This window comes from Pseudoalteromonas sp. APC 3691 (assembly GCF_030408135.1).
Taxonomy (GTDB): domain Bacteria; phylum Pseudomonadota; class Gammaproteobacteria; order Enterobacterales; family Alteromonadaceae; genus Pseudoalteromonas.
This window is the reverse complement of record NZ_JASDCB010000126.1, coordinates 1-3,202: the sequence shown is the minus strand read 5'-3', so window position 1 is coordinate 3,202 and position 3,202 is coordinate 1. Positions and strand designations below refer to the sequence as shown.

1 protein-coding gene, 8 tRNA genes and 1 pseudogene are annotated in these 3,202 nt (G+C 37.5%); 9 read left to right on the top strand and 1 reads right to left on the bottom strand.

Going from position 1 to position 3,202, the window contains the following annotated elements; all coding sequences use genetic code 11:
- From QL998_RS20455 to QL998_RS20415, 9 genes and pseudogenes are all read left to right on the top strand, one after another.
- Window positions 1-97: pseudogene (locus tag QL998_RS20455) on the top strand (IS5/IS1182 family transposase); the annotation flags it as partial.
- Window positions 98-356: 259 nt separating this feature from the next.
- Window positions 357-433: transfer RNA gene (locus QL998_RS20450), tRNA-Met, on the top strand.
- Window positions 434-480: 47 nt separating this feature from the next.
- Window positions 481-565: transfer RNA gene (locus tag QL998_RS20445), tRNA-Leu, on the top strand.
- A 39-nt stretch (window positions 566-604) separates the two neighbouring features.
- A tRNA-Gln gene (locus QL998_RS20440) sits at window positions 605-679 on the top strand.
- A 5-nt stretch (window positions 680-684) separates the two neighbouring features.
- Window positions 685-761, top strand: a tRNA-Met gene (locus QL998_RS20435).
- A gap of 90 nt (window positions 762-851) precedes the next feature.
- A tRNA-Leu gene (locus QL998_RS20430) sits at window positions 852-936 on the top strand.
- Between the two features lie 38 nt (window positions 937-974).
- Window positions 975-1,049: transfer RNA gene (locus tag QL998_RS20425), tRNA-Gln, on the top strand.
- Window positions 1,050-1,120: 71 nt separating this feature from the next.
- Window positions 1,121-1,205, top strand: a tRNA-Leu gene (locus QL998_RS20420).
- Between the two features lie 40 nt (window positions 1,206-1,245).
- Window positions 1,246-1,320 (top strand) — tRNA-Gln (locus QL998_RS20415).
- A gap of 41 nt (window positions 1,321-1,361) precedes the next feature.
- On the opposite strand, the gene QL998_RS20410 is transcribed toward QL998_RS20415, so the two are convergent.
- Entirely contained in the window at window positions 1,362-2,945 is a 1,584-nt protein-coding gene (locus tag QL998_RS20410) for a bifunctional diguanylate cyclase/phosphodiesterase (RefSeq protein ID WP_024605252.1), read from the bottom strand.
- Window positions 2,946-3,202: the final 257 nt, after the last annotated feature.

The following is a 3,202-nucleotide window of genomic DNA, read 5'->3' as shown; positions in this document are numbered from 1 at the left end:
AGGGATAGCCACGCGGTATGAAAAGCTTGAACGAAATTATCATTCAATGCTCGCTTTAGCATTTACTATGATGTGGCTACCAATGTGGGCTGATTGATATATGTACTACAAAGATCAACAGCCCCTAGTCTATCTTTGTAATATCGCTTAATGAAAGAAGTACAGGGTTAATTAAGATTCCGCGCCTTAAAGGCAGCTAAAAAAACAGCATTTTTATTAAATTTTAGCCTGTTAGCTTAATTTTCCTGCAAACAAACACAGTTAAGTGTTTTTTTGCAAAAAAGGTGTTGACGAATTTGGGTCATATCAGCATAATACGCCCCGAACTCAGCGATGAAGTGCTAACAAAAAAAGATGGCTAAGTAGCTCAGCTGGTTAGAGCACATCACTCATAATGATGGGGTCACAGGTTCAAATCCCGTCTTAGCCACCATTATTTTTTTGTTGCTCAATGAAGAGTTTAAAATAACTACCTTGTGTGCGGGAGTGGCGGAATTGGTAGACGCGCTGGATTTAGGTTCCAGTATCTTAGGATGTGAGAGTTCAAGTCTCTCCTTCCGCACCATAATTCTTGATAAGAATTAAAACTATCAATTGTTATTGTTGGGATATCGCCAAGCGGTAAGGCACCAGGTTTTGATCCTGGCATTCCCAGGTTCAAATCCTGGTATCCCAGCCAACAATGGCTAAGTAGCTCAGCTGGTTAGAGCACATCACTCATAATGATGGGGTCACAGGTTCAAATCCCGTCTTAGCCACCATTTCTTCTTTTAGAAATGGCTCTGCAAGAGTTAAATTGCAGCTCAATGAAGAGTTTAAAATAACTACCTGTACTTTATTGTACAAACGATGCGGGAGTGGCGGAATTGGTAGACGCGCTGGATTTAGGTTCCAGTAACTTCGGTTGTGAGAGTTCAAGTCTCTCTTTCCGCACCATTTCTTGATAAGAAATAAAATTATCATTAATTCTTTGTTGGGATATCGCCAAGCGGTAAGGCACCAGGTTTTGATCCTGGCATTCCCAGGTTCAAATCCTGGTATCCCAGCCAACTTCTTCTACCAAGGAAAGTTGGATAAAAGAATTGCTCTAGCTTAGAGTTTAAATTGGCAAATTGTTGATGCGGGAGTGGCGGAATTGGTAGACGCGCTGGATTTAGGTTCCAGTAACTTAGGTTGTGAGAGTTCAAGTCTCTCTTTCCGCACCATGTTCTTATTAAGAACTAAAATTAATATCAAATTTATAGTTGGGATATCGCCAAGCGGTAAGGCACCAGGTTTTGATCCTGGCATTCCCAGGTTCAAATCCTGGTATCCCAGCCAATTTGACTCCCCTGTCTAAAACTTCTCAAAACTCATTAACTTCAACTTACCTTCTCTGCATTTAAATAAACACTTATAAACTCATCTATTGTTATTGGTTTACTATATAAATACCCTTGTAAATAATCACAGTTAAGATTCAACAACGCCTGTTCTACTTCTTTAGTTTCTATTCCCTCAGCAACTACATCGCAATTTAATCGACCCGCTAAAAACAATGTAGATTCTACAATAGCGTAATCAGGCGGATTAATGAGCATGTCTTTGATAAACGATTGATCTATTTTTATCTGGTTTATGGGCAACTCCCTTAATAACGACAGCGACGAAAAGCCAGTACCAAAGTCATCAACACTAAATTTAAACCCGCGCATACTCAACTGTTGCATCATTTTTCTAGCAGCCGGTATATTTGTCATCATTGCACCTTCAGTAATTTCAAAAATTAACGAGTCGCTTAATGTAGGATCCGTTGCGAGTAAACTAATTATAAAATCGTAAAACTCACTGCTTTCAATATCTTTCGTCGATAAGTTGACATGTATGGTACCGGTGAAGCCAAATAGTTTTAGTTTTCTAATGTGATTAACGGCTTCTTGTACAACCCATTTCGATAAAGGAAAAATAAGCCCTGTACGCTCAGCTACGGTTATAAACTTTTCAGGACTAATAAAGCTACCATCATCTTGCGGCCATCGTATAAGGGCTTCTAGACCATGTAATTGCAGATCTTTAGAGTCCATTATGGGTTGTAAATAAAGCTCAAACTCATCTTTATGTAATGCCACTTTAATCTTGGCTGATAAATCAAAAAAGTCCTCAGCTCGTTTACCTATTGCAGAGGAGTAATTTACCAAAGGTTGAAATGTTTTTTTAGCTTCATGCAGTGCCAAGTCAGCTTTTTTTAATAGCTGATCGGGCAATCGGCTATCATCAGGAAAACGGCTTACGCCTATACTTAATTGTATTTTAACCATTTGCTCATTCGTACAAAACGGACTTTTGACGGCTGAGTTTATAATGTTTACACAATAATTCATGCTTTCATCTGTATCGGTATGCAGTAAAAATGCGAACTCATCACCTCCAATCCGATATAACTTAGCAATGCCGCATAATTCTTTATTTAGTTTATTGGCAAATGCAGCCAAGAGTTGGTCACCACACTGATGCCCAAACGCATCATTAATTTGTTTAAAGTTATTTAAGTCGATATAAAATAGTGAAAATGGGGAAGGATATTCAACTTGTTTACTCAGAGATTTAAAAAACTTTTCGCGGTTAGGTAGAGTTGTTAAGTTATCGTGCTCAGTTTGATATTTTTGATACTGCGTTGCTTGCTCTATTTTAAGAATACTTTTTAAGCTCAGTTTAATAACTAAAAAAACAAACCCACCACCGCCAAGCAACAACATAGCCACCATATTCATAACGACGGGTGCAATGTCGTGATTTGAAAAATAATAAAGTACCCACCAATACCCTATAATAAAAAAAATAATAGCGCATAGCAGTACACTCCATGCTCTTTGCGATGTTTTTTTACAAACTTTAACGGTTGTTTTTAAGCTAGCAACAAGCAGTAGCGCACCTAAAATAATTATTACTGTAAAAAAATTATCCACACACAAGCTCTTTAAAGTTATTAAACTGCGATTTAGTGATGTAACACCAGTTAAATTAAAACCGTGTTCAATATAGCCGAGTCACTATTTGCTGACTTAAAAACAGGCATAAAAAAAGACTCATAAATGAGTAATGCCGATCATTTAAGAAATAGTTAATAGCACTTGAACGATCTTCTAGGTATGTAAGAATCCGAATTCTTTTGTAGAATTCGGATTTTTTATGCAACTTTCTAATGCTCTCGATATTATCAACA